This is a genomic window from Nitrosopumilus sp., from assembly GCA_029862745.1.
Taxonomy (GTDB): Archaea; Thermoproteota; Nitrososphaeria; order Nitrososphaerales; family Nitrosopumilaceae; genus Nitrosopumilus.
The window spans coordinates 183,604-203,718 of record JAOTWS010000004.1 but is presented as its reverse complement, the minus strand read 5'-3'; the positions used below and the strand labels follow the sequence as shown (position 1 = coordinate 203,718).

Sequence of the window (20,115 nt, the reverse complement as noted above, 5' to 3'; positions counted from 1 at the left end):
AAATAAGGCCCTACTTCTATACAGAGCCTTTGTTTTTACTCTTTCTTGAACTAGTGCCTCTACCTGTGCTTCTTGTCATTCCTTCTGTTGAAGGTCTTGCTCTTGGATCAGGCATATCGCCTAGTCGTTTAGAACCTGTTCCTCTACCTGTGTGAACCATTCTATTTGCTGCCGCTTTTTTACGTGCATGTTGAATTTTTCTAAATTCATCTCCTGACCACTTTGTAGGATCATCATCAACTTCAATAGTACCTGTACCTCTTCCAGTTCTAATTCTTATTTTACCCATGGTTTAAGTTAATGTTGCTTATATTTATCCAATTTTATTTTTTAATAAGAAATATTGAATTTTCATACTTTTTTACTATTTACGAATATAATTTTTTAGACAAATTTGTATTGGTTCTAATATAATTTAGACTATTTATTTATTGAAACATACATTTTATTTTATAATTCCTATTGGTGAATTTGTATTAATTTCATCTAATGGTTTTTTGTGCTTGCTATTTTGCAAATAGTTACTAAAGTATTACTGAAATCCATCCTGATGTTGGAAATAATTCTGATCTTTTGATTCTCATTACTGATTCTAGATAATTCATTAGCTATGATAAAAATAAATCTTCATGATATGTTCTAAATTATTCTAATCTTAATTACTAATCCATCCTAATTTTCTGAAATATACAAACATTAGAATTGCTGGTATAGCAGACGCAATAATGATTACTATAAAAGTTGTAAATGGACCTAGGAACATTATCTGATCTCCAATACCACCTGGCAAATTAACATTCATTCCATAAAATGTTCCAATTACTGTAGATGGAATGGCTAATGTAAAGATAATAGTTAACATTCCAAGTACTTTATTTGTTTTTTCTGTACTTAACACAAAATCAGTATCTTTGTAAATTTCCATAGTTTCTCTTGATTCTTCTAATGTTTCTATTACTTTCTCAATGTGATCAATTACATCATCATAGTAAAACCCAAGTTGTTCGTCTTCTTCGGAAAATCTTTTTACTTGTTTTGCAATTTCTAACACAAATTTTTTCAATGGATTGGCAATTCTTCTTAATTTATTGATCTCTCTTCTCAGCAAAGATATGTTTCTTGCCACTGGTTTTGTTTCATCAAACACTCTATCTTCTATTTCATCTAGATTTGCAATTATTTTTCTAGATGTGTGTAAAAGGTCATCTACTAAAACATCTATGATTTCATAAAGTAATAGTCCTGATGATTTTCCTAATAATCGATTCTTTCTTTGCGGTTCTGAATTATTTTTACATATGTCTACTAATTCTATTAATGGTTTAAGATCCCCTTGATGTACTGTAACCAGAAAATCCTTTCCAATAAATATTGATAATTGACTATTCCTTGATACCCCAATTTTTTTTGATAGTGGTGGAAAATGTAGAATCACAAAGAAGTGATCATCATAACTATCTAGTTTTGGCAATTCAAACTTTGTCATGCAGTCTTCGATGTTTAGCGTATTAAAATTATATTTTTTAGCTAATTCTTCCACATCATTTCTATCGGGATTTTGTAAATCAACCCAAACAAAATTTTTACTCTCTATGATCTCAATCTTACTTTCAATAACCTCTTCTAATTTTTTATTAGAACGCAATCTGTTGGCAAGGAATCCTTTTCTCAAGTTGAAAAATATCTTAATATAACAAATTTAAAGCGATCGCTATAATTGGTATATTCATTTTGGATTATCAACAAAATTAGAAAATATTGAGACTTGAGACTATTTGAAAGGAAGTAAATAATTCACTCCAACCCAAGTTATTCCAATTGTTACTGCCATTGCAATCCACCATAATCGCATATTAGAAATTCTATCTAGTTAATAATAAATCTACAGCCTAATTTTCAGTTAGAACTTAAAGATTATTACAGGATAAACAAATTCAATTCTTTGTGGCCTTCGTAGTACAGTGGTTAGTATAGAGGATTGTGGATCCTCGGACAGGAGTTCGATTCCCCTCGAGGGCCCTTCATTTTTATGTTTAGAACTCTGATAGTCCACATTTCTCTTTAATAATAAGCACTTATCTCAAAAATGATTTAGCCGTATACGAATAGAATTAAGATCTATGATGATAAACAATAATAATCTTAATTCTAGAAACTCTTCTTTATTATTAATTTTGTAACTCTTATCAATAATTCCTTATTTGATGCAGGAACTATTCTATCTATATTTCGTAAATAATGCTTTTGCAGTATTTGCTGCTCTTGAAAATCTAGATTCTACTTCTTCCCAGTTTACCACATTCCACCAAGCCGATATGTAATCTGGTCTTTTGTTTTCATATTTTAGATAATAGGCATGCTCCCATACATCTAATCCTAAGAGTGGTACTATCTCTTCTGTGATTGGACTGTCTTGATTTGCTGTTGTTTTAAATTTAATTTTCTTTGATTTTGGTTCATAAACTAGCCATCCCCAACCACTACCTTGAATGGCTGCTGTGTTTACAGAGAATGTCTCTTTGAATTTCTCAAAACTTCCGAATTCCTTAACTATTTCATCTTTTAGTGCGCCGCTAGGCTCTCCACCACCATTTGGTTTCATACTCTCCCAAAATAGTTCATGATTGTTGTACCCACCGCCATGAAAGTTGATTCTATCTCTAACTTCAGGTTTAAGTTGATCCAAGTCTGCAAGTATCATGAGTAATCCTTGGTCTTGATTTTCTTTTGACATATCTTCCCATGCATCATTTAATCCATTGGTATATGCTTGATGGTGTTTTGAATGATGTATCTCCATAGTCTGTGCATCAATGTGAGGTTCTAATGCATCATATGCATATGGTAGTTTAGGTAATAGAAAATCTGACAATGTACTATATCATAACTTTTCCCATATAAACAATTTTTTTATCATGGTAAAGTAAAGCAAGAATAAATTATTCACCTCTCTATCTGTACTTACTTTAATATCTAAAATTAAAGGACTTTAAATTAGACAAGTGCATATTGTTTTTTATTATTTTAAAATATACCAAATTTACTAGATTCCATCTCTTCTTTGATCGCAAGTTTGAATCTAGGAGATTTGCTTTCTATATTTTTTGTAAGCCATGTAAGAAATTTTTTCTCAATTCCTTTTCCCTTTAATTTTTCAAAGTCTGATCCCATAACATCTGTTAATTTTTCTACTAGCGACTTATTTACACTCAATACAAAAAAGTGCCAACCAAAAGCAAATTCTGAATCTGTCATTACAAAATCTTCATTACTATGAACCATCTCTTCTAAAAGCAGTAGTTGATGAGTTAGTGCCTTACTTGTTTTGTCATAATCTACTGTAGAGACGTTGATATTAATCCTGTTTTCCATGGTATTGATATATGAAAACAAAATAAAAGGATTACACAGTTTTACTCCTTTAACATATATTCAAAATCTATATCAAAATGCATTTTCATGATATTCATGTATGTTTGGATCGATTCAGGAATTTCTTCACCACACGCAACACCTAATTTTTTAGCGTTAATCCAAATAACTAATGTTTGTATAATTGTTAAAAAACGATCATTTTTAATTTCAGGAGACCCTATAGATTTGGTGTATCTTTCTGCAAATTCCCACGCCGTTACAAAATCTACACATTTCACACCAAAAATTGCTAGTAATTGATCTTGTAGGCTAGGCGCTTTCTTGAATGGCGTTTTATTGATAATATATGGAAACCTTACTTTATCAGGAAGACAATCTTGTAACGGTCCCCAAATTGTGATTACTTTTGTTCCTGGTTTTAATTTTTCAAATTTTTCTAGCATTTGACTTATTATCTTTTCATCTGTAAACCAGAACAAAATTACTGAGGCATCTGAAAAATCTGAGTTCTCTATATTTTGACATATCATTTCTCCTTGAATCTTTTTTTCGTCTAGATTTTTTTTTCCATCACTTATTTTTTTAGGATTATTATCAATGCCTACAGCCTTTTTCACTTTAAACTCCTTAACTGCAATCTCAATTCCTCTTCCATCGCCACAACCCAAATGATAAAAATTATCATTTTTGCCTAAATTCACAAATTCAAAAATCTCTCTAAAAGATTTTTCAGGTAATTGAATATCTTCCCCGCTTAGTACATTCTTTGGAAGTTTCTCTAAATACTCTTCAATTTTCATTATTATTTTTAAAGCAAGCGTGAATTTATTCTCTTATACTTTCTAATTTTGAAACTGCTTGCCATAATTGGGTTCTAACATATGAAGGCATATTGGGATCTTGTGTAACGTCATCTAATAAGCTAATTGTGTTTGCTGCTCTTACTGACAATGAATACTCTTGATTATTTAGATCTACAATCAAATCTGTAATAGATTTTTTAATTGTTTTTGGCGTAGAATTACTTGAAACAATTTGATTTAATGTTTCAATTGCTTCTTTCATTGCTTCTTTATTTTGATTCTTATCTGCCATTTCTTACACCTTTTGTTAAAAATTAGAGGTATATAGTTACATCTCCACAAATACATTATCTGAATCTACAACAATATTGTATGATGTTAAATCTCTAATTTTTGCGGGAAATTTAACTAGTTTTCCAGTCTTACAATCAAATTCAGCTGCATGCCATCCACATGTGATTATGCATCCATCTAATTTTCCTTCAGATAAACTGGAGCCTGAATGTGTACATGAATCATCTGTAGCACAGTACTCACCATTGATATTTGCAACTAAAATGTCTCTTCCGTCAACAGATACCTTAATCATCTTTCCAGCTGGAATATCTGATGTTTTACCAACTATTATTTTTCCCATTGTAGTTTTATCTTATTATTCTTAATATTTTTTTGTATGTTATGGATTTGATTATAAGAGAAGCAAATATTGAAGATAAAATTCATGTTTTAAAATTTTGTACTGACACTTTTTCTTGGGGTGATTATATACCTCAAGTATGGGATTATTGGTTATCAGAAGGAAATTTGTTTGTATGTGAAAATCAATTTCCAATTGGAATATGTCATGCATTTTATTCAAAAGATCAAATTTGGATTGAAGGTATAAGGGTTGATCCAAATTTTCGTAGAAAGAAAATAGCATCTAAATTAGTAAAACATGTAGAATCTACTGGAAAAGAAAAAAACATCTCATTTTCTTATATGCTCATTGATACACAAAATACTAATTCTCTTTCCATGGCAAATTCATTAAATTATGATATTTTTCAAACTTGGAATTTTTATTCACTTGATCCTAAAACAAATTCAAATCATAACAATATTGATTTTGAAAAATCCCTTGATTGTAAATTATACACACATTATGTAAAGTCTTGGAGATGGATTCCATTGTATGATGAACTGGTGTCCTTGTTTTCTCAACAAAATAAAATTATTAAATCTAGTGTAGATGGAAATACATCTTTGGCAATCATTACTGATTCGGAGCATTTTGATAGGACAATGATAGTCACATTATTTTCAGCTCATGATGTTACTGTGATTCAAATACTTTCATTTTTACAAAATTATGCTTTAAACAAAAATTATCAACGTATTCAAATTTTAACAATTGAAAAACTACCTAAATTTGATACTTTAGAACATAAAATTTCTTTTCATCTAATGAAAAAATATTTACTCTAATTAGATTTTGCAAATCGTACAGTATTCTTTAAAAACCCAAGTCCCTCAATCTCCATTTCTATTTTATCTCCATCCTTTAAGAATACAGCATTTGGTTTGTTTAGCATTACACCTGCTGGTGTTCCAGTAGAAATAATGTCTCCCTTTTCTAATGTCATTACTCGTGAAATTTTTGAAACAATTTCTGGAATTTTTATGAACATGTTGTTTGTAGAAGAATTTTGTCTCAAATTACCATTGACCTTGGTTGTCATTTTTAGGTTTTGAACATCCTTGATCTCATCGGTAGTTGTTATCCATGGACCACATGGAGCAAATGAGTCAAAACTTTTTCCTCTAGTGAACTGTTTATCTTTGAATTGAATGTCTCTTGCAGAAACGTCGTTAAGTATCATGTATCCAAATATTACTTTTGATGCCTCATCAATGCTAACATTTTTACAGTTTTTTCCAATAATTAGGGCTAACTCTATCTCATAATCTAATTGTGTTACAAAATCAGGGCATACGATATCTGACTCAGTGTTGTTTAGTGCAGTTCGTGGTTTCATTACTAGCGCAGGATCTTCTGGTGGGCTCAATCCCTGCTCTTTGGCATGATCCATATAATTAAATGCCAAGCAAATTATTTTACTTGGATTTGCAATTGGTGCTAATAATTTGTATTTTGAAATATCTTCTCCATAGGGCAAATCGTTTATTTTATTTTTAATTTCATCATACCATCCATCAAAAAGGAAATCTTTTACAGTTTGAGGGATTGGAACTCCTGTTAAATAAGTAATCTCATCTTTTGTAGATACTTTATCTCCTTTTATGAAACCATATGTCTCATTATTATTGTGTAACAATCGTGCAATTTTCATTATTGATCACTTGTGTGTGAAAATTGCTTGATTTTGTGAATCTTTTCTGCAATATCCAAATCTAACAAATTGTACTTCTTCACCTTCTTTTAATTGTAAGTAATGTGGTTCTGTATAAACGTCTAATTCTTCTAAACTATCTTCGTTAAACTCATCATTGATAAACAATGCTTTTGGAATAATCATCTTGATTTGATATGCTGTTTTTTGAGAGACCCATTGAATTTTTAAAATATCATCTGTTTTACCATTCTCAATAAACTCACCTTCTAACTCACTACCTTCTTTTGTTATGGATATATTCCCTAAACCTAAAAGGCGAATTTGTGTTCCTGTTTTGATTGTTTGAGCATCATCTCCAGAAATGTAAAAATCTCCATCAATCTTGATTTCTCTTTTTCCCATGTTATTAACTGGATGGTTAGGAATCTCAATAGATGAAATTGGTAAATTTTTTACTGTTAGTTTTTTTGCATTACTTACCATGAATAATCTAATACTACTTGCATCTACAAATTTACGATTAAATGCTTCTAGTGAGTCAAATGGTGCTAGGGTATTTGCTTTGGTCAACCCTAATGACATGATAAATTTCCTTATGGCTTCAGGTTTGATTCCTCTTCTACGTAATGCTTCAAGTGTTGGTAACCTTGGATCGTCATACCATGAAATTTTACCTTCTTCAATCAATGGTTTAATAATTCTCTTTGAAATAGGCATTCCTTTGAATTCTAATCTGGAGAAGAATCCTTGCACTGGTTTTCTCATGTTTAACGCATCTAAAATTGCATTAATTAGCTCCTCTCTTAGTTCAAATTCTTTTGAACGAAATGCATGAGTTACACCATCAATACTATCTTCAATTGCAACTGCCATATCATAACTAGGCCAAATTCTGTATTTTTCCCCTAATGTGTAATGTTTACCTTCAATGATTCTGAATAATACTGGATCTCGCATAACTGCATTATCTGCTTTCATATCTCCGCGAAATCTGACAATTGCATCGCCTGGTTTGAATTTATTACTCATTTTTTCCCAATTTTTATAATTTTTATCAACATCTCCCATACTGCATTTGCATGCTTTTCGCTCTCTTCTATTTTTGCTAATGTCTTCTCTTTTACAAGTACAAACGTAAGCTTTTCCTGAATTAATTAATTCTGTTCCCTTCTCGTAAAATATCTCCATATCATCTGATGTATTTTTAATCACATCAAATTTTATTCCCAACCATTCTAATCCAACTTTGATGGCAGCATGATATTCCATGCGTTCTGCTTCTGGATTTGTATCATCCATTCTTAAAATAAATTTCCCACCATACATCTTTGCATATTCAGAATTAATGATAGCTGCTTTTGCGTGACCGATATGGGGATAACCATTGGGTTCTGGAGGAAATCTTGTGATTATTTTACCATACACTGCATCTTTTAATTCTGGAAAGCCTTCTCTTTCTTCAATTTTTTCTTTAGGTATTAAAATTTCTGGAAAGTTTTTCTCAATTTCTTTTTTTTGCTCTTCTAATGACATTTGATTAACTTGTGTAACAATATCAGAAATATCATCTGTGATTTCTTTTACTTTGTTTCTAAATTCTGGTTTTGTTCCAAGAATTTTTCCCAAAATTATTTTATCTCTAGTCTCTCCTTTATGCTCATATGCATTTTGAAGAGCCATTTTTTTTATCTCTGTCTTTAATTCTTCATCCATTTAGATCATCATATATTGTAATTATAAACTTCTTTTAACAACAAAATCTAGTAATGAAATTAATTCAACTTTAGCAGAACCAGAATATTTTGATAATGATTTTTTGGCTTTACATGAATATTTTAGAGCCTGTTTTCTTACACTTTCTTCTATTCCTAAAGATCTAATAACATCAACTGCCTTGTTAAGATCTTTTTTAGATGCTTTTGAATTTCCAAATGCTTTGAGAATTATTTTTTTATCATTACCTTTTGCTAATTTTATTGCCATTAGAATTGGCAGTGATTTTTTGCCCTCTCTAAGATCATTTCCTACAGGTTTTTTAGTAATTTTTGGATCTCCCATTACTCCTATGAGATCATCTGTTATTTGAAATGCTATTCCTAAATTTCTTCCAAATGATGAGAGATTTGAAATATCACTAATTTTGGTCGTTGCACAAATTGCTCCCATTGCACATGATACATCAAATAATGCTGCAGTTTTTTTTTCAATCATTGTTATGTATTCTGCTTGTGATGGAATTTTCCTTTTTTCAGCCATTTCTACATCTAGTAATTGTCCCTCACATACATCTACACAAGCTTTAGCAAGTCTAGAAACTAATTGAGCGGTAGAACTAGTCGATAATTTTGTATCTGTGACTATTTGAAATGCTTTTGAAAATAAAACATCACCTGCAAGAATTGCTATTGGTATTCCAAATTTCTTATGTACTGTTGGAACACCATGACGCATTTCATCATTATCCATAATGTCATCATGAACTAACGTAAAGTTATGAACCATCTCCACAGCACTTGCAGCTGGCATTGCATTAGATATTTTTCCTTTTAGAATTTGACAGCTCTTGATTACCATATATGGTCTGAGTCTTTTCCCGCCGTTTACAATTAGATGTCCTGCCGCATCATATAGTTTCTTAGGATCACCTTTTAGTTTTGAATTTAGATATTTGTTTATAATTATTGCATTTTCTTCAATCTGCTTAGTTTTTTCCATTTACTATTCTCCATTGATTATCTGGTAGATGATTTTTAATCGCTTTTTGTAACTCATCTTTTATTTTACTATCCATCCATGTGGATAAAACACTTGCATATTTTTCTAGCATTGATTTCTCAGATTTGTCTAATAATCTTAGCGCAATTAGCATCCAAGGGCAATAAATTTGTGGATTTGCTTTTAATTCTAAAAGTAACTCTTTTGCCGAAATCCATTTAATTTCGTCAATCTCGCATTCGATCTCTTTTAATTTTGTGGCTTTGTCAATCACACCAATTAGAGTTCCGCAAATTTCATTTTCAGAACCAATATCTCTGTATGGAACATGATATTCAAATTTATGTAAATAATCTAAAGTCCCCTTAATTCCTAATTCTTCTGGCATTCTTCTTTCTCCTGATGACACATAAGTTTCTGATTCTCTTGGATGACTAGCAAATGTTCCATCCCAATCATTAGGCCACAACATTTTCTCCTTTGCTCTCTTTGTAAGCACTAATCTTCCATCATTATCAAACAATAATGCAGTAAATGCTCTGTGTAGTTTTCCATTTGGTAAATGACACTTCACCTTTTCTTCACTGCCTATTGGATTATCGTTTTCATCAACTAAAATTACTAATTCTTCGGACATTTTATTTACCTCTAAACAATGTTCCCTCAAATGTCCTATTTTTAATCGCTTTTACAATTCTTTCGGGTTTATTTCCATTTGCAAAGAAGACGTTTATCCCACTCTTTGAAATCTTTAATGCTTCTTCTAATTTTCTTGTCATTCCACCTGTTACATCCATTTTATTTTTAGTTATTGATGGAAGTTCATTTTTTAATTCATAAATTAATTTTTTTGATTTTAGATCTGAGTATAACCCGTCTTCATTTAATGCAAAAATACAGAGTCTTGGTTTTAGTATTTTTGCTAGATGAGTCATTATTTTGTCTCCTGATAAAATGTATGTCTTTTTCTGACCATACCATAGTGCATCTCCATATGTGACTGGAATAAAACCTGATTTAGCTATTTTTTCAATCTCTTTAATTTTTTTCAAAATTGGTTTATTTCCTGACATAAAATCAGTCGGTGGAAGACAATATGGATTTAGATTATTTTTTAACAATGAATCTAAAATAATTTTATTTAATTCAATCATTGAATTTTTAACAATCGCAACACCTCTCAGATCATATTTTCTTTCTTTTGTGTGCATATTATATTTGACAGACCAATAGTGTCCATATGAGCCGCCTCCATGAACAATAATTATGGGCTCATCAATTTTTCTTAAACTTTTAGAAATATTGTTTATTGTTTTTCTTCGTGTTGATAGTGGTTTTTCTTTATTTGTGATTATTGATCCGCCTAATTTTATCAGAATCATGCTGTTCACAATTATATAGTCAATTAAAAAGTATCCAGTCCTTTAAAATCAATTTTTACTGAAAAACAATCATAGTTTTTAGATTGAAATTCATTCATGGTTTGATCTAAATTTGATGTGTCTGTCAAGGCAAAAATACAACCACCGCCTCCTGCACCTGTAATTTTTGCACCAAAAGATACTTTTTGACCCACCTGGATCATATCTTTTAATTTATTGTTTGAGACTCCTATTGTTTCAAGATACTTTTGATTCTCTGTTATTTTACTGCCCAATTCCTCAACATTATTAATTTTTAATAGTTTTAAAACATCTTCAACTAGTCTTGATTCATTATCACATAATCTGGAAAACTCTTCTTCATTTCTATCTTTGAATTTTTTTACTTTTGCAACTATTGATTTTGTGGAATGTTCTGTATTTGAATTTGCTATTACAAGATGGAAATTAGGTTGGGATTCTATTTTGGTAAATCCATTTTTTTTATCATACTCCATTATTCCTCCATATGTGCATACAGTACAGTCAGCTCCAGATGTATTTTCAAAAATTGTCTTTTCAGCTTCAATTGCCATTTCTAAAATTTCCTTTTTGGTTGTATCTTTAAATAATCTAGAAATTGCAGCAGCACCTGCAACACAGCATGCAGATGAAGAACCCAACCCAACTCCTAACGGAATATCTGATTCTATCTTAATGTCAATTCCAGTGCTTTGATTTTTTATCATTTTGTCTGCTAAATAATAAAATGGTTTTAATGGTGAATTAATTTCTGAAATTGATTTATTTGGACCTAATTCTAAATTCCCTATGTTTGATTTTATTGATATCTTGTCCCCATCAACTTTTTCAGCCGTTACTGTGATTCTTTTATTTATTGCACAAAGAACTGCTTTGATTCCATATACTACAAAATGCTCTCCAAAAAGAATCACTTTTCCTGGAGCTGAAGCTTTAGATTTCAATTAAATACTTTAAAATTATAATTGATTTATTCTATTTCCTCTTCAGTAGCTTTTGTCTCAAAATCATCAATTTCATACTTCATTGCTTCATCCTCTTTTAATTCACCACGTTCGATTAGAATTTGACGAACCAATAACCAATAAACAGTTGCAAGAGCTTTTCTTCCTCTATTGTTTGCTGGAATGATCACATCTAGGTTTGATGTAATGTTGTCTGTATTTGCAATGCCTATGATTGGAATTCCTGCATTAGTTGCTTCAATAATTGCTTGTTCATCAACTTGTGGATCTGAAATCAAAACTAGTTTTGGTTCAATATAATATGGCAGTGATGGATTTGTTAATGTGCCTGGCATGAATCTTCTTAAAAGATTCTTTGAATCTAGCATCTCACAGAACTTTTCAATGGGTGTTTCTGCGTATTGTCTTGCAGAACATACAATGAGATTATCTGTTCCTAGTCTATTGATGAATTTTGCTGCTGTTTTAATGCGCTCTAGTGTGATGTCTAAATCAAGCATGTAGAGCCCTTCGGGACTAGCTTTTGTGATGAATGGTTTCATGAATTTTGTCTTTACTTGTGTTCCTACCCTAATTCCGGTAGCTAGAACCTTTTTTTTGATGTCTGTTTTCTCAGTTAGTTCACTCATTGCGATTTTAAATCTCTGCCATGCCACATATTAAATCATCCCCTGATAGTCGCAATAACTCGTTTAGTTTTGATATTCTTTCTCCTCCAACTACACCAACTTTGAGCATTTTTGACTTTGTTGCAATGCCTATGTGAGATATTTGGGAATCTATGGATTCGCCAGATCTATGTGATGTTATTAATCGAATATTATTTTGATTTGCCAAATTAGCAAATTCCAATGCATCAAAAAGACTACCAGCTTGGTTCACTTTTAAAATTGCTGCATTACATGATTTTGCTTTAATTGCCTTTGCTAGAATATTCTTATTTGTAACCGTAAGATCATCTCCTGTAACTAATGTATCTGGGAATTTAGATGTAAGCTCGGCCATATCTTCAAATGCTTCTTCGTGAACTGCATCCTCTGCATAAATCAACTTGTATTTTTCAATGATGTCTGCTGCAAAATCTATTTGCTCTGATGTAGAATTTTCAAACCCAGCCCTATCGTAAATATATTTTCCTTTCTCTTCATTCCATTGTGTTGATGATGCAAAATCTACTCCTAACGATACTTCTTTTCCTAAGGTAAATCCTAAATTTTCACATGCTTTTGCAGATACTTCTAATGCTTTTTGGTTTTCTAATTTTGGAGCCCATCCACCTTCATCACCTCTCCCATTTGTAAAAGTAGGATCCTCTTTTTCTAAAACACGACGTAATTCACTATGTACAAGCAAATTAGTTTCAATTGCTTCCTCTATTGTTTTTGAACCTGTAGCACAAATCAAAATCTCTTGAATGTCAGGTGTTCCTGGTCCTGCATGTGCTCCGCCACCTAAAATATTTCCCAATGGAAATGGAAATTTGAACGACGATTCAGATGAGAGTGTCTTAAACAATGGTTCTCCTAATGCTTTTGATGCTGATTCCATTGATGCAATTGTTATTGCAAAAGCAAGTGCGCCACCAATGACTGAGTAATTTGTAGAGTTGTCCAAATTTTTCAATACCTCCTGAATTGCTTTGAGATCTGAAGATTCGATGCCTATGAATTTCTGAGCATTTTCTCTTAAAATTTTAAGACTTGATTCAGGTTTTCCATTTGGAAAACTGACTGCTTCATATTTTCCAACACTTGCTCCAGATGGAGCACAAACCCTTCCTAAAAAATTACCATCAGATTTAACGTCTACTTCGATTGTTTTACTTCCTCTACTGTTATAGATAACCCTTCCTTCAATTGAAGAAATCTTGGTCAATTTATTCTAGTTCCAATTCAACTTCTTGTTTTCTTCTCTGAATTGCTTCGTAGAATGGAATTACTTGTTGAATTGTTTCAACAGTAGTCAAAAGCATTCGTCTGCAACAATATCTTGTGATTCCTAAGGAATCAAGAGTCTTTACTGCATCTTCTCCGGCCTTTAATTTACTTTGATAATCGTCAAATTTGTCTGCAACCAAATTCCCACATGTAAAACATCTAACAGGAATTAACACAAACAAAAAAGTAATCAAGGATTATAAAAACCATGCAAAGAGTTTTCATTGCGGGCGTCGCCCAGCCTGGCCAAAGGCGCTAGCTTGAGGGGCTAGTCTCTCAGGAGTTCGTGGGTTCAAATCCCATCGCCCGCATTTTATAATGATGATGATGATGATTATTTTTGTAATTTTTCTAAAACTTTGATTAATTCCATTCTTCTCTTCTCTTCTGTTATTACCGATCTCACATCATCTACAAGTATTCTATTAACATCTACCTTTCTTCGAGCTTCTTTAACGACTTTATCATACATTGAAAATGTGTATAGTTGAAGATACAAATTTTCCATTGTATCAAAAATCCTTATTGATTCATCTATTTCACCAATTCTAATTTTATCAAACACTTGTCTTTTTAATTCGCCTACACAATCTAATAATCCCAGTACATATGATTCTGGCATTACTGATAACATTTTATCTGAAGGTATTTCTTTTTGTTCTACAATTGCAATAAGACATGCAGCCTCTACAAATTCTTGCTCTGGAGTAATTAGATACCTTCGCAGATCTCCAGTTGCTTTTTTCTTATACATCTTCAATAATTTCCCTGCTTTGTTCAAATTCTTTTTTCCATTCACTAAATCTCCTTTATGTACTGCAATGATTGATTTGCTACATAAAATGACTATCTCTCTTGTATTTTTTAATAAAAATTCCCTTGAATCTTGAATCTCTCCTAAACTTTTTGCAATTTTATTAAGCGATGATTTGACGTTCTTTAATGTCATATTTGATGATGTTTCAAAACTAGGATAAAGTCGTTTGCTAAACTCTTAGGAATATCATAGAAACTATTCCCAAAGTAGAACTTTTAGATACAAATTTCACAATCCTTTAAATTTGATTTAAAATAGTCACTCCTCGTGAACCTGATAATTTTTGTATTAATTCCTCTTGTTTTGTCATTGGGTATAGTTTCAACAGAAGCATTTGCAGTTGAAAATAATCAAATATGCATTGACAAAGTTTGGATAGAAAACAACAAAGGAAAAATTGCATGTGTTACACCATCTACTGCATCCGCATTAGTAGAACGTGGATGGGGAACGATTCTAGAAGATTCTACTAACATGCAAGTTATAGCATCCATGTTTGCGGTTCATCCTGAAAAAATGAGAACTGCAGCAGCACTTCCAGAAACTTCAATGGGCCCTCAAATTGATTATTCTAAAGGATATTTGGTTGAGGAAATTAAAGACGGGCTTTACTGGGTAACTGATGGCGCATATCAAGCAATGTTTCTAACAACTGGTCAAGGAGTAATTGTAGTTGACGCCCCTCCATCTATTGGAGAAAACTATCTCAAAGCAATAGCAGAAGTTACTGAAGAACCAGTAACCCATGTAATTTACAGTCATACTCACAATGATCATGTTGGTTCAATCAGTATGTTCCCTGATGATGCAGTATACATTGCACATCAAGAAATTACTGATACTCTATCAAAAAGAAATGATCCTAACAGACCAGTACCAACTGTAACGTTTGAAGACAAATACGCACTAGAGGTTGGAAATCAAAAATTAGAATTAGCATATTATGGGCCAATGCATGAACCTGGAAACATCTTCATCTATGCACCAAATCAAAAAGTTTTGATGTTAGTTGATGTGATATTTCCTGGATGGACTCCATTCAAGGATTTAGCAATGGCACAAGATGTAACAGAATTTCTTGCAGCACATGACAAAGTTCTAGAATATGATTTTGATACATTTATTGGAGGTCATCTTACACGTCTAGGAACCCCTGAAGATGTAGAAATTCAAAAAGAATACTTTGAAGATATTCAAACAAGTGCTGATAAAGCAAACCAGGAAATCTCCTTTATGGCAATAGGACAGGAAGTCGGTTTCTCAAATCCTTGGCTAGTATTCCAAATCTATGCTGATTCTATAACACAACAATGTACTGATGAAATTGTTCCAAAATGGATTGATAGACTTGGTGGTGTTGATTTGTTCACTTATGATCACTGCTGGAAGATTTCAGAATCTCAAAGAATCGATTAATTTAGTCATATTTTAGGCATAATTTGCATTTTCAAAGCAAAATTTGGGCAATGTCTTTAATTCTTTATTTTTTCTATATTCTGCATGAAGAAGCAATTTTGTGGATATTGTCCTGAGGATACCTGTCTCTTAGATTGTAAAATTTGTAATCTTAAATTGAATAAAAATAGTAATTGTAACTGCTAATTTAGTGCCATTTTAGACATATTTCATATTTTCAAAGCTCTTATTTTGGATATGATTTTAGGATCTTTATGGAAATTACTGTTGATCAAATGTATAAAATCGAAAACAAAGGCCATGATATGGGATTTTTAAAAAAATTTATGATGGAAAATGCTGGTGCTGCATCAGTAAGAAGATTAGTTGATAAACTTGGCAGTGTCGAATCTAAAAATATTGTAATCTTTGCAGGCTTGGGAAATAATGGAGGTGATGGATTGGTAATGGCTAGACATCTGTCTGGCTATGGAGCAAAAGTTACTGTAATGTTGCTTGGTTCTCCTGACAAGATCAAAACTGAGGAAAGCAATTGGAACTGGTCTATCTTACAGAAGATGCCTTCTGTGAAACTATTGTATGGTGACTCTATTGAATTTGATTTTCAGCCTGACATAATTGTTGATGCAATATTTGGAACCGGAATATCTGGAGATATTAGAGAACCATATACATCTGCAATAAATTACATTAATCAAACAAATTGTTACAAATTCGCAGTTGACGTTCCATCTGGATTAGATCCACAAACAGGGGAGACTGCAAATATTTACTCAAAATGTGATATGACTGTAACATTTCATAAAATGAAACAGGGTATTCCTAAAAGAAAAGATTTGACTGGGGAACTGTTTGCTGAAAAAATTGGAATTCCTCCAGAAGCAGAGGAGGGAATTCTATGAAAGTCCATCAAATACAAGTTGGAAATATGCAAAATTTTTCCTATATTGTTGAAGATGAGAGTACTAACGAAGCAATCATCATTGATCCTTCGTGGGACTTGATCGAATTAGAGATGATCATTAAAAAAAATAATTTAAAAATTAAATATGTTGTAAACACTCATCATCATTTTGATCATACATTGGGCAATGAAGCCATGGTGGAATCTACCAAAGCTCCTATAATCCAGCATGAAAATTCAGAACTGAAACACGATATTGCAGTAAAGGATGGAGATTTTATTGAATTTGGAAAGTCAAAATTAAAAGTATTTCATACTCCTGGACATTCTAAGGACAGTATCTGTCTAGTTGGAGATGGAAAGATTTTTTCAGGTGATACATTATTTGTTGGAAATTGTGGCCGAATTGATTTGCCTGGAGGTAGTGCAAAAGAACTCTATCATAGTCTCTTTGACGTACTTTATTCATTAGATGACAGTCTAGTCCTATATCCAGGACATAATTATGGAAGTAAAGAGATATCTTCTCTTGGCCAAGAAAAAACCACCAATCCTGTTATGCAAAAACGACCAGAGCAACAATTCCTTGAAATGATGGGTCAGTGAGTTTTTTTTGGAAAATTTTGAATTATTTGGTAACATAGATCAGGCTCAAAATTTTATTCAAACTGTAAATTCAGGAAGATTTCTTTTTTCACTTGTCATATCTTATACTGAAACATGTGAGATTCCAGGAATTACTTTTGCAGGTGCAGATACAGATTCAATAAAACTTACTCCTCCAGCTGATGCTGAATATCTTCACTATGGATATTGTAAATCAATTGATAAAATCCCAATGACTCCTGATGGAAAACCAACTCCTGCATTATTAACAAAAACAGCTTTAGAATCTGCAAGCATTCCTCATCTAACCGTAAATGCTGGAAGTAAAGTTTCACCGAAATTACCTTTTATTGAAACATGTATGTCTAGTGGAAAAAATATTTCAATCCAAGACGCAATGACTGATTCTCAAGTATCACATGCTGTTGACTATGGTAGAATTGTAGGAAGGAGCATGGCCTCTCTAACTGATTTTCTGGTAATAGGAGAAAGTATTCCTGGTGGAACAACTACTGCTTTAGCTGTATTACGTGCATTAGGGTTTGATGCTAAAGTAAGTTCTAGCATCCCAAACAATCCCGTTGAATTGAAAAATCAAATTGTTACTTCTGCACTTAAAAGAATTGATTCTGATCATCCTTATAGTATAATTGCTAAAATTGGTGACCCTATGATTCCTTTTGTAGCAGGAATGCTAAGCTCTGTTTCAAACATGTCTAAAGTAATGCTTGCTGGAGGAACTCAGATGTCTGCAGTGTTGGCATTTGCATCAAAAATTGGATTCAATGAAGAAAATACTGTGATTGGAACAACTTCTTACATAACACATGATAAAAGTGCAAATTTTGTAGATGTTGTTAAACAAATTGCTGATATACCAATAATTTCTGTAGATCCTGGCCTAAAAGATTCAAAACACCCTGGATTAAGAGCATTTTCAGAAGGGTTTGCAAAAGAAGGTGTAGGTGCTGGTGGAAGTATCATAGCATCGATGCTCAAAACTGGAAATAATTCTAAAAATTTTTTAGAACTAGCTGAAAAAGAATATCATAGATTATTTACTTCACTGTAACTGATTTTGCAAGATTTCTAGGATAATCAGGATCTGTATTTTTTTCTAGCGCTGCGTAATATGCTAATAGCTGAATAGGGATAATTTCTAAAATTGGATATCCTACCTCATCTGATTTAGGAAGTTCAATCCAAAAATCATACACATCACTTTCTATATCGGATATACCAATAATTTTTGCACCTCGTGCTTTGATCTCTCTTGCACTTGTTAGTGTATCCAAGTAAGTTGAATCATTTGGATTTATGATTATGACAAATACGTTAGAATCCATTAAAGCAAGAGGTCCATGCTTTAACTCCCCTCCTGGAATTCCTTCTGCGTGAATGTAAGTTAATTCTTTTAGTTTCAAAGCTGCCTCTATTGCAATTGGATAATGCATTCCTCTTCCAAGTACATAGATATCTGAAATATCTTTTATTTCATTTGCAATTCTTTGAATTTTTTTAGGATTTTTTAATATTCCTGATATTAGTTCAGAAATTTTCACAAAATCAATATCTATCTTATTATTATTATCACTTAATTTTTGAATAATTTTGTAGAGTATTACAAGCTGTGTTGTGAAACTCTTTGTTGCTGCAACTCCTATTTCAGGTCCACAATTCATTCCTATTACAATGTCTGATTCACGTGCAAGTGATGATGTTAACAAATTAACAATTGCTATTGTTTTACATTTAGCTTTTTTTGCAATCTTGACTGCTTCCAAAACATCTGCACTTTCACCACTTTGAGATATTGCAATCATGATGGAATTATCTTCGATACTATTTGGTGCAAATTGAAGTTCGCTTGACATGATCGGTTCTGACTTGATTTTAATGTATTTTAATAAAATCTGTTTTGCAATTAATGCTGAATTATAACTTGTACCACTTCCTGTGATGTAGATATTTTTTGCATGTTTGATATGATCTGCAGCTTTTTCAATCGCATCGATAGTTCTCTCTCCTGCTTTTAGAACCGTTTTATGTTGTTCATAAATCTCTTTTAATGTAAAATGTGCATAATCGCCTTTGTATGCATCACCAAATTCCTTAGAAACTTTTACTATTTCGTACTTTGCATGTTCACCATTAAAATCTATAATTTGAAATTTGTCTTTATCTAAAATTACAAAATTTCCATTTTCAACATATATTACATTATCAGTATACTCAATGAATCCCAAAACATCGCTTGATAAAAAAAAATCATTTTGCCCAACAACTCCTATGATTAGTGGTTCATGAAATCTCGCTGCTGCAAGTTGACCATTTTCAAACATTGCAACAAATGCATAATGTCCTTTAATTTTCGCAACTGTTTTCAAAATTGTTTCTTTTACATCCTGAGTTTTCTCATAATATTTCTGAATTAGATTTGCAATAATTTCACTATCTGTATCGCTCTTGAAATAATACCCTTCACTTTCTAATTGTTTTTTTAATTCTTCAAAATTCTCTATTATTCCATTATGTACTATTGCAATTCTTCCAGAATTACTTGAATGTGGATGTGCATTGGCATCGGTTACTTTTCCATGAGTTGCCCATCTGGTATGACCAATGCCTACTTTTCCTGGAAGTATATCTAATTGAATTTTTGAATTTACTTCACTTACTTTCCCAATTCCTTTTTTTAGTTCAATTTGATGGTCTGATTCTGTTGCAACTCCTACACTATCGTATCCACGATATTCCATTCTTTTTAATCCCTTTACTATTATTGGAGCTGCATTTTCTTTTCCAAAGTAACCTATTATTGAACACATGATAATTCTA

Annotated in this window: 23 protein-coding genes and 2 tRNA genes; 7 read left to right on the top strand and 18 right to left on the bottom strand. The window is 31.9% G+C overall.

Annotation, left to right across the window (positions count from 1 at the left end):
• Positions 1 to 16 precede the first annotated feature (16 nt).
• On the bottom strand, positions 17 to 289 hold the full coding sequence (locus OEM44_06060) for a hypothetical protein (protein ID MDH3516363.1): 273 nt from the start codon (positions 287 to 289) through the stop codon (positions 17 to 19).
• Positions 290 to 655: 366 nt separating this feature from the next.
• Positions 656 to 1,672, bottom strand: a complete 1,017-nt coding sequence (locus OEM44_06055; GenBank protein MDH3516362.1) for a magnesium transporter CorA family protein — start codon at positions 1,670 to 1,672, stop codon at positions 656 to 658.
• Between the two features lie 275 nt (positions 1,673 to 1,947).
• On the opposite strand from OEM44_06055, the gene OEM44_06050 reads away from it, so the two are divergent.
• Positions 1,948 to 2,019 (top strand) — tRNA-His (locus OEM44_06050).
• 199 nt (positions 2,020 to 2,218) lie between these two features.
• Here the strand turns inward: OEM44_06050 and OEM44_06045 are convergent.
• The 5 genes from OEM44_06045 to OEM44_06025 all read right to left on the bottom strand — a co-directional run bounded on the left by OEM44_06045 (position 2,219) and on the right by OEM44_06025 (position 4,815).
• Positions 2,219 to 2,872: a superoxide dismutase gene (locus OEM44_06045; protein ID MDH3516361.1), complete on the bottom strand. Its 654-nt coding sequence runs from the start codon at positions 2,870 to 2,872 to the stop codon at positions 2,219 to 2,221.
• Positions 2,873 to 3,024: 152 nt separating this feature from the next.
• The gene (locus tag OEM44_06040) at positions 3,025 to 3,372 is read right to left on the bottom strand and encodes a hypothetical protein (protein MDH3516360.1); all 348 of its coding nucleotides are present in this window, start codon (positions 3,370 to 3,372) and stop codon (positions 3,025 to 3,027) included.
• 41 nt (positions 3,373 to 3,413) lie between these two features.
• A complete protein-coding gene (locus OEM44_06035) occupies positions 3,414 to 4,175 on the bottom strand; it encodes a class I SAM-dependent methyltransferase (GenBank protein MDH3516359.1) in 762 nt (253 codons plus the stop codon).
• A 25-nt stretch (positions 4,176 to 4,200) separates the two neighbouring features.
• Entirely contained in the window at positions 4,201 to 4,470 is a 270-nt protein-coding gene (locus OEM44_06030) for a UPF0147 family protein (GenBank protein ID MDH3516358.1), read from the bottom strand.
• Between the two features lie 36 nt (positions 4,471 to 4,506).
• Entirely contained in the window at positions 4,507 to 4,815 is a 309-nt protein-coding gene (locus OEM44_06025) for a non-heme iron oxygenase ferredoxin subunit (protein ID MDH3516357.1), read from the bottom strand.
• A gap of 50 nt (positions 4,816 to 4,865) precedes the next feature.
• Between OEM44_06025 and OEM44_06020 the strand changes: the two genes are divergently transcribed.
• The gene (locus OEM44_06020; protein MDH3516356.1) at positions 4,866 to 5,645 is read left to right on the top strand and encodes a GNAT family N-acetyltransferase; all 780 of its coding nucleotides are present in this window, start codon (positions 4,866 to 4,868) and stop codon (positions 5,643 to 5,645) included.
• Here OEM44_06020 and OEM44_06015 read toward each other — a convergent pair.
• Genes OEM44_06015 through OEM44_05975 form a run of 9 tightly spaced genes read right to left on the bottom strand, consistent with a single transcriptional unit; the run spans position 5,642 to position 13,710 of the window.
• The gene (locus OEM44_06015) at positions 5,642 to 6,511 is read right to left on the bottom strand and encodes a fumarylacetoacetate hydrolase family protein (GenBank protein MDH3516355.1); all 870 of its coding nucleotides are present in this window, start codon (positions 6,509 to 6,511) and stop codon (positions 5,642 to 5,644) included. The genes OEM44_06020 and OEM44_06015 overlap by 4 nt on opposite strands.
• A gap of 6 nt (positions 6,512 to 6,517) precedes the next feature.
• Complete coding sequence (gltX, locus tag OEM44_06010) at positions 6,518 to 8,227, bottom strand: glutamate--tRNA ligase (protein MDH3516354.1); 1,710 nt, start codon at positions 8,225 to 8,227, stop codon at positions 6,518 to 6,520.
• Between the two features lie 21 nt (positions 8,228 to 8,248).
• Entirely contained in the window at positions 8,249 to 9,229 is a 981-nt protein-coding gene (locus OEM44_06005; GenBank protein ID MDH3516353.1) for a polyprenyl synthetase family protein, read from the bottom strand.
• A complete protein-coding gene (gene idi, locus OEM44_06000; GenBank protein MDH3516352.1) occupies positions 9,216 to 9,866 on the bottom strand; it encodes an isopentenyl-diphosphate Delta-isomerase in 651 nt (216 codons plus the stop codon). The genes OEM44_06005 and idi overlap by 14 nt, the downstream gene beginning before the upstream one ends.
• Before the next feature lies 1 nt (position 9,867).
• Positions 9,868 to 10,611, bottom strand: coding sequence for an isopentenyl phosphate kinase (locus OEM44_05995; GenBank protein ID MDH3516351.1), 744 nt, complete (start codon positions 10,609 to 10,611; stop codon positions 9,868 to 9,870).
• A gap of 23 nt (positions 10,612 to 10,634) precedes the next feature.
• A complete protein-coding gene (gene mvk / locus OEM44_05990) occupies positions 10,635 to 11,576 on the bottom strand; it encodes a mevalonate kinase (protein ID MDH3516350.1) in 942 nt (313 codons plus the stop codon).
• Between the two features lie 26 nt (positions 11,577 to 11,602).
• Positions 11,603 to 12,226, bottom strand: a complete 624-nt coding sequence (gene rpsB, locus OEM44_05985; protein MDH3516349.1) for a 30S ribosomal protein S2 — start codon at positions 12,224 to 12,226, stop codon at positions 11,603 to 11,605.
• Positions 12,227 to 12,233: 7 nt separating this feature from the next.
• Positions 12,234 to 13,472 (bottom strand): enolase, encoded by a 1,239-nt coding sequence (locus OEM44_05980; protein ID MDH3516348.1) that lies wholly within the window; start codon positions 13,470 to 13,472, stop codon positions 12,234 to 12,236.
• A 1-nt stretch (position 13,473) separates the two neighbouring features.
• Complete coding sequence (locus tag OEM44_05975) at positions 13,474 to 13,710, bottom strand: DNA-directed RNA polymerase subunit N (GenBank protein MDH3516347.1); 237 nt, start codon at positions 13,708 to 13,710, stop codon at positions 13,474 to 13,476.
• Positions 13,711 to 13,760: 50 nt separating this feature from the next.
• Here OEM44_05975 and OEM44_05970 point away from each other — a divergent pair.
• Positions 13,761 to 13,845: transfer RNA gene (locus OEM44_05970), tRNA-Leu, on the top strand.
• Positions 13,846 to 13,868: 23 nt separating this feature from the next.
• On the opposite strand, the gene OEM44_05965 is transcribed toward OEM44_05970, so the two are convergent.
• Positions 13,869 to 14,483, bottom strand: coding sequence for an RNA-binding protein (locus OEM44_05965; protein MDH3516346.1), 615 nt, complete (start codon positions 14,481 to 14,483; stop codon positions 13,869 to 13,871).
• A gap of 135 nt (positions 14,484 to 14,618) precedes the next feature.
• Between OEM44_05965 and OEM44_05960 the strand changes: the two genes are divergently transcribed.
• The 4 genes from OEM44_05960 to OEM44_05945 all read left to right on the top strand — a co-directional run bounded on the left by OEM44_05960 (position 14,619) and on the right by OEM44_05945 (position 18,349).
• On the top strand, positions 14,619 to 15,767 hold the full coding sequence (locus OEM44_05960; GenBank protein MDH3516345.1) for an MBL fold metallo-hydrolase: 1,149 nt from the start codon (positions 14,619 to 14,621) through the stop codon (positions 15,765 to 15,767).
• 254 nt (positions 15,768 to 16,021) lie between these two features.
• On the top strand, positions 16,022 to 16,669 hold the full coding sequence (locus OEM44_05955) for an NAD(P)H-hydrate epimerase (protein ID MDH3516344.1): 648 nt from the start codon (positions 16,022 to 16,024) through the stop codon (positions 16,667 to 16,669).
• Complete coding sequence (locus OEM44_05950; GenBank protein ID MDH3516343.1) at positions 16,666 to 17,277, top strand: MBL fold metallo-hydrolase; 612 nt, start codon at positions 16,666 to 16,668, stop codon at positions 17,275 to 17,277. The genes OEM44_05955 and OEM44_05950 overlap by 4 nt, the downstream gene beginning before the upstream one ends.
• Positions 17,278 to 17,284: 7 nt before the next feature.
• Positions 17,285 to 18,349 (top strand): TIGR00303 family protein, encoded by a 1,065-nt coding sequence (locus OEM44_05945; GenBank protein MDH3516342.1) that lies wholly within the window; start codon positions 17,285 to 17,287, stop codon positions 18,347 to 18,349.
• On the opposite strand, the gene glmS is transcribed toward OEM44_05945, so the two are convergent.
• Positions 18,336 to 20,105 (bottom strand): glutamine--fructose-6-phosphate transaminase (isomerizing), encoded by a 1,770-nt coding sequence (gene glmS / locus OEM44_05940; protein MDH3516341.1) that lies wholly within the window; start codon positions 20,103 to 20,105, stop codon positions 18,336 to 18,338. The two genes, OEM44_05945 and glmS, sit on opposite strands and share 14 nt — an antisense overlap.
• Positions 20,106 to 20,115: the final 10 nt, after the last annotated feature.